This window comes from bacterium, assembly GCA_035370465.1.
GTDB lineage: Bacteria > Ratteibacteria > UBA8468 > B48-G9 > JAFGKM01 > JAGGVW01.
This window is the reverse complement of sequence record DAOOVW010000063.1, coordinates 1-6858: the sequence shown is the minus strand read 5'-3', so window position 1 is coordinate 6858 and position 6858 is coordinate 1. Positions and strand designations below refer to the sequence as shown.

General features: G+C 28.3%; 7 protein-coding genes. 4 read left to right on the top strand and 3 right to left on the bottom strand.

Annotated elements, in window-relative coordinates; all coding sequences use genetic code 11:
* Window positions 1-512: 512 nt before the first annotated feature.
* Both PLW95_07500 and PLW95_07495 read left to right on the top strand, forming a co-directional pair.
* Entirely contained in the window at window positions 513-812 is a 300-nt protein-coding gene (locus PLW95_07500; GenBank protein HOV22499.1) for a hypothetical protein, read from the top strand.
* Between the two features lie 166 nt (window positions 813-978).
* The gene (locus PLW95_07495) at window positions 979-2412 is read left to right on the top strand and encodes an FAD-binding oxidoreductase (GenBank protein HOV22498.1); all 1434 of its coding nucleotides are present in this window, start codon (window positions 979-981) and stop codon (window positions 2410-2412) included.
* Here PLW95_07495 and PLW95_07490 read toward each other — a convergent pair.
* Window positions 2401-3234, bottom strand: coding sequence for an HAD family hydrolase (locus PLW95_07490; protein ID HOV22497.1), 834 nt, complete (start codon window positions 3232-3234; stop codon window positions 2401-2403). The genes PLW95_07495 and PLW95_07490 overlap by 12 nt on opposite strands.
* 52 nt (window positions 3235-3286) lie before the next feature.
* Here PLW95_07490 and PLW95_07485 point away from each other — a divergent pair, with 52 nt between their 5' ends.
* Together PLW95_07485 and PLW95_07480 are read left to right on the top strand one after the other, a co-directional pair.
* Window positions 3287-3940, top strand: coding sequence for an SGNH/GDSL hydrolase family protein (locus PLW95_07485; GenBank protein ID HOV22496.1), 654 nt, complete (start codon window positions 3287-3289; stop codon window positions 3938-3940).
* Window positions 3933-4727, top strand: coding sequence for a TatD family hydrolase (locus PLW95_07480; protein HOV22495.1), 795 nt, complete (start codon window positions 3933-3935; stop codon window positions 4725-4727). Before PLW95_07485 ends, PLW95_07480 begins: the two co-directional genes overlap by 8 nt.
* A gap of 6 nt (window positions 4728-4733) precedes the next feature.
* Here the strand turns inward: PLW95_07480 and PLW95_07475 are convergent, their stop codons facing one another.
* Window positions 4734-5876 carry a uroporphyrinogen decarboxylase family protein gene (locus PLW95_07475; protein ID HOV22494.1) on the bottom strand — a complete coding sequence of 381 codons (1143 nt, stop codon included), beginning with the start codon at window positions 5874-5876 and terminating at the stop codon, window positions 4734-4736.
* Between the two features lie 5 nt (window positions 5877-5881).
* Window positions 5882-6706, bottom strand: coding sequence for a sugar phosphate isomerase/epimerase family protein (locus PLW95_07470; GenBank protein HOV22493.1), 825 nt, complete (start codon window positions 6704-6706; stop codon window positions 5882-5884).
* Window positions 6707-6858: the final 152 nt, after the last annotated feature.

Below are 6858 nucleotides of genomic sequence, written 5' to 3'. Positions count from 1 at the left end.
AGCAAAGGGAATCTCTTTATCCAAGAGGATTGTAGAAGATGTGGGTAAGGGATAGCATGTGGACTACGCCTGAGGGATTTAAGGTGAGGGGAAATGTTTTTACTGTATGTATAAACTCAAATGGGGATAAAGACATATTTTCTTCTTATAATGTTCATATAGGCATTAAGTATAGCATCTACCTTTGTTAAAAAACCCTGTTGCTGTGATGAATATATGATATAATAAACTTACTTAGTGCCTAATTATGGCGGAATTTAGGCATTTAGTGATTTTGGATTAAGGAGTGTGCCGAAGGGGTGTATTTGGGGAGCGAATTTTTGTCATACCAACTGGGAGATAAATGAACTAAGTCAATGGAAAGTAACGACAGGAGGATTTCATCAGCCGAAGGAATTTGGCTAATATCATTTGGGAAGGGGAAAGAATTTTAACAAATAGCAAATGTAGAAATTGGGAGAGATTATTCAACATATTATGTAAAGGGGATATATTTACCGTAAGTATTAGAGATGAAAATAAAACTTGCTCAGGTTTATACAACAGACAAACAAATTGAAGGTAATATAAGGATAAATTTAGGAGAAGGGGAATTAAAAGATGTGAAATTCAAATTTGAAATAAGTAATAAAGAGAATAATTATTTGACAGAGATAAAAGCAGATGGAAACAACTATGTAAAATTTGGGATAAACCCGGTGAATTTAACAGCAGGAGAATATTTATTGAAAGTAAGTGCTATAAAGGGGCAGAAAGAGATTGGCAGTTGTGAGGAAAAAATTCATATAATTAAATCCCATTTTCAATTTTGACAGGAGATTATGAGTGTAAAACTTGAACATTTTAAAGGTAGTGTCAAAAAATAGATAAAAAAGGGCAGGGATATAAAGACATATAAAAGCATTAAAAGATAAATAAAAGCATTATAAAAGCTATAACCAATTTTGGCAGTACCAAATTTTAACACAGGAAGAAAAAATGATAGTAAAAAAAGACAGAGAGGAAATAATTTCTTATTTAGAGGACTCTTCAAATTTTAAAGGTGGAAAAGCAGAAGTTGTTTTTATACCTGAAAATGAAGATGAAATTGTATCTATTTTAAAAGAAAGCAGTAAAAATAAATTTCCATTAACAATTTCTGGTGGTGGAACAGGAACAGTAGGTGGAAGAATACCTGTTGAGGGAGGGATAATTTCTCTTGAAAAATTTAATAAAATTAAATTTATAAATAAAGAAAATAAAACAGCATGTCTTTCTGCAGGAGTTATTGTTGATGAATTTTTAAAGGAATTAGATAAATATTCTCTTTTTTACCCACCATTTCCGACAGAAAGAACTGCTTTTATAGGAGGTAATATTGCAACCAATGCATCAGGGGAATATAGTTTCAGATTTGGTCCCACAAGGAAATATGTTAAAAAAATAAGAATGATAAGAAGTAATGGAGAAATATTTGAAATTAAAAGAGGGGATGTTTTTGAAAAAGACAACTTTATTGATTATGGATGTTTTAAAATACCTTTGCCTTCTTACAGAACTCCTGATGTAAAATGTTCTGCTGGATATTACTCACAAAAGGGAATGGATGGGATTGACCTTTTAATTGGTTCAGAAGGGACACTTGGAATAATTACAGAAATTGATGTTTCTTTAATAGAAAAATTACCTGAAAGATTTATAATAGTTTTATTTGTTGGCAATAAAGAAAACATACCAGAAATTATAAAAAAAATAAAAAGTGAAAAGGAATTTTTACAACTTTTTTCTTTAGAATTTTTCGATTCAAAAGCACTTGAGTTTTTAAAAAGTGATTTTCCTGAAATTCCTGACAATACCTGTGCAATTTATTGTGAAGGAGTTTCAGAAATTGAAAAAATGGAAAGATGGGCTGAAATAGCAGAGGAAATAAAAGTTGTTGAGACAATGATAGGGGAAGATAAACAAAATTATGAAAAACTAATTGATTTTAGACATAGATTACCTGATAATGTTAATGCATATTTTAAAAAAATCGGAAGTGTAAAAGTTGCAGTAGATGCCGCAGTTCCAGAAGATAAATTTCCTTTGATGTATAATTTTTATACAGAAATTATAAAACAAAACACTGACCTTCATATGATACTCTTTGGGCATATTGGAGAAAACCATCTTCATTTTAATCTTTTTCCAAAAGATGAAAAACAAAAAGAAAAAGCATGGAGAATTTATGAAGAAGCAGTAAAAAAGGCAGTTTCTTTTGGAGGAACTGGTTTTGCTGAACACGGAATAGGGAAATTAAAACATAAATACCTTGAAATTATGTATGGGAAAAGAGGAATATTAGATATGGTAAGAATTAAAAAAATTTTTGACCCTGCATGTATTCTTTCTCTTGATAATATTTTTCCTAAGGAATATTTATTAGAAATCTAATATCTTTAAAAATTCACCTATAAATCCATCATTATTGGAATATTTTAAAGAAATGGTTGCAATTTTCTTTACATCTTCTTTTGCATTTGAGGGAGAGACAGAAAATCTACAAAGACACATCATTTCAATATCATTTTCTCCATCTCCAAATGAAATAATTTCTTCCTTTTTAACTTTATAATATTGAGCAATTTTTTTTAGGGCAACTGATTTATCAACATTTTTATTCATAAATTCAAGATATTCAGGATTTGTTCTGACAATTTTTAATTTATCTTTGAAAATTCTTTTGAAAAATTTATATTGATAGTCCCTTGTTCTTTCAATATCTTTATTTTTACTATCAGTTATGAGAATAAGTTTTGTTGGACTTTTTCCTTTTAGTTTTGCAAGGTTATCAAGGAATGTATATTTTGAATTAGTTTGAGTTGAGTAAATAAGAGCATATTTTTTTAACCCGGGGTCATTTTGAGAATAGAGTTTATCATTTATGTAAAAATTAAGAAGGAATTTATTTTTAAGACAATAGTCAATTATATAATCAGAATATTTTGAAGGAAGTGGTTTATGAAATATTATTTTTCTGTTTTCACTTTTTTTTAATCTTGCCATTGCTCCATTATAAACAATTAAAGGACAATCAATTCCCAATTTATCAGAAAATGGAGAAACACTATTACTCATTCTCCCTGAAGAAAGAACAACAATTCCACCTTTTTTTGAGAATATTTTTAAGTAATATTTGTTTTTTCTATGGATTTCTCTTTTATCAGTAAGCAAGGTTCCATCAAGGTCAACCGCTATTAATTTTATTTTTGACATTTTTCTTCTTTGTATTATACTTTAAAAACAAAAAATTTTAAAAGGAGAAAAAATGGAGAAATTATTAAAAGAAGGGGAAGTAAATAAAATTCTTTGTATTGGGGATAGTATTACAGATTGTGGAAGAAGAGATGCATTTTATCCTTATGGAAATGGTTATGTCAGGATTTTTAGAGACCTTTTAATTTCAACTTTTCCAGAAAAAAAGTTTGAAATAATAAATAAAGGAATAGGGGGAAATACAGTTTTAGACCTTCATAATAGATGGGAAGATGATGTTATTTATAATAAGCCAGATATTTTAACTATTTTAATAGGAATAAATGACCTTCATAGAGTTTTAGGAAAAAATGAATTATTGGAAGAATATATACCTGAAAGTTTTAGAAAATGGTACAACAATATTTTGCAAAGAACAGTTGAAAAACTTGATTGTAAAATAATTTTAATGGAACCATTTTATATAACAATAGATAAAACAGATAGTTTTAGAGGAACTGTTTTAAAAGAAATTGAAAATTATATTCAAATTGTTCAGGAAATGAGTAATAAATATAAAACATATTTAATAAACTTACATAGAATTTTCCAACATCATCTTGAATATAGAGAAAGTGAGACATTTGCACCAGAACCAGTTCATCCAAATCAAACAGGACATACAATAATTGCAAATGAAATTTTAAAAATTTTTAAAAATGAGTAAAATTATTGATTTTCATACCCATGCTTTTCCAGATGTTGTTGCAGAAAAAGCAATACCTTTACTTGAAAAAGAGGGTGGGATAAAGGCAAGACATGATGGAAAAATAAAAAGTCTACTTAGTTCAATGGATAAATATAAAATTGATAAAAGTGTTATTTGTTCAATTGCGACAAAGGTATCTCAATATAACTCAATTTTAAACTGGTCAAAAGAAATTAGAAATGAAAGAATAATACCATTCCTTTCTTTTCATCCAGATGATAAAGAGTGGGAAAAAATACTTGATGAAATTAAAAAAAATAATTTTAAAGGAATAAAATTACATCCATATTACCAGAATTTCAATTTAGATGATAAAAAAATGTTTGATATTTATGCGAAAATTGAAGAAGTTGATTTGATTCTTGTTTCACATACTGGTTTTGATTTTGCATTTGAGAGGATAAGAAAAGCAGACCCTGAAAAAATTATAAAAATTAAAAATGCATTTCCCTCTCTAAAACTTGTAACTACTCATCTTGGTGCCTGGGAAATGTGGGATGAAGTTGAAAAATTTATAGTTGGAAAAGAAATCTATATGGAAATATCTTTTTCTCTACAATTTTTAGACGAAGACAAGGCAAAAAGAATTATTTTAAATCATCCACCTGAATATATACTTTTTGGGACTGATTCACCATGGGCAGACCAGGGTGAAACAATAGAAAACTTAAAGAAATTAAAACTATCTTCTAAACTTGAAGAAATGATATTTTATAATAATGCTTCTAAACTGCTCCAATTATAAATTCTATTAAAGAGGATATTTTCCATACTGTATTGCTGCCTGTAAAAAAGTAATATAATTTCTTTCAAGTTCAGGAGTTAATGGGGCTGATTCAGGTATATCGGATGGAATTAAAATAAATCTTCCTTTTCTACCTCCCTGAATTATGGTTTCTTTTACCAATTGAGTAATTTCTTCAGGTGTTTTAAACTCCATATCAATTGCATCTACTCCACCCATAATCACAACTTCATCACCAACTATTTTTCTTATTTTTAAAATAAAATTTGGTTTCTCAAAAGTATTTGATATTGGTTCTATTATATGTATCCCCAATTTCATAACATAACTAATTAAATCATCAATATGGTCATGCCAGTGGTAACATATATAATTTTTTTTACCCTTTTTAAGAATTTCAATAAGATTGGTATCATATCTAATAACAAAATCCCAAAATGCCTTTTTTATATTAAAATATTCTTCTGGAAGTATCGGTGGAGTTGCATATTCTGCTCCTCTTATTCTTATTATCACATTTTCAACATTTTTTGATATGAAAGTATATATGTTTATTAATCTCTCATAAATTTTATCAAGAAGTTTATGAATAAGGTCAGGGTAATCTATAGCAAATTTTGAAAAATCACCAGGGGCAAAAAGAAAACCAACAACTCCAAGTGGGTCAGGTAAAGCAACTACAATTATACCTTTATCTCCTATTTTCTCTTGTAATTTATAAAATTCACTTATATCAGGTGTATAAGGAGAATATGGAAGAGATAAAAATTTATGTATATCTTTTTCGCTTTCAATCCATGGTTTTTGAACCCATTGGTGCATACTCATATTTGATGTTCTTGCAATTCTTGTTAAAGGACCTAATTCAGTAATAACAGTAATTTTAATTGTTTTTGAAATAGGAGTATCCTGATATTCTTCTACTTTAATTTCAAGTAATTCAGGAGAGGAAAAGAAAAACCCTGTCTTTAACTTATAAAAGAAAAATGTATCTTGTAAATTTCTTGCTGTCTCTAATAATTTAGAAAAACTTTTATGTTGTGCCCAGAATGAGTTTTCATCAAATGGGTCTATTTTATAAAGAGAAACAGGAACTCTATCAGGAATTCTCCCCAAAAGAACATCATAAATTCTTTCTTTTGATGTCAACTATTTCACCCTCCAATAATTTTATCAATTGCAAGGGATAAATTATAAATTATTGTCTCAGGGAAAAATTTATATGGTCCATATTCAGCAGTTAAATAACCATCATATTTTATTTCCCTTAAAGCACTTATAACTTCTTTCCAGTTAACATCTCCTTCAAGAAGATTACAGAAACCATTGATATTTCCTACGCTTAATTTGAAGTCCTTAAGATGAATCCTTTTTATTTTTTCCCCGAGTATTCTTATCCAATCTTCTGGATATCCTATAGTTAAAATATTCCCTACATCAAAATAAACACCAACATATTCAGAACCAATTTCCTCAACAAAATTTTTCATTTCAAGAGGACTTAAAAGAAATTTATTCCACACATTTTCAACACATATATAAATATTATTTTTTTCTGCTAATTCAACGCACTTTTTTATTGATTCCTGACTTCTTTTATATGCAATATCATATTTAACTCTCTCTTCACTTTCCCATACAGTTCCAACTACACCAGGAACAACAAGAACTGCATCTGTTTCAAGATATTTACATATTTCTATACTTTTTAAAAGAAGTTTTTCTCCTGACTGTCTTTTCTGCTGGTTATCACTTGTCAATGGAAATTGCCAGAAAGCACCTGCAAGTAAACTTGCTATTTCAAGTCCTTTTGAATTCACTTTTTCTTTTACTTTTTTTACTTCTTCTTCCGAACTTTCCATACTTAAAACACCACTTAAATTTAATTCAACTGCATCAAAACCAGCATCTTTAATTATTGAAAGCCCTTTTTCAAAATCCATACTACCTATTACACCTATATTTACACTCTTTTTCATTTTTTCCTCCAGTATTTTGCTTGTTAATTTTAATTAAATTTTATTTTATCTTTTTGACATTGTCAAATTTATATCCTGACAGAAAAAAGGTGATGTATAACCTAAAATCCCGTTTTTTATAACTATGTATTATATTCAGGTATAGGTAAATC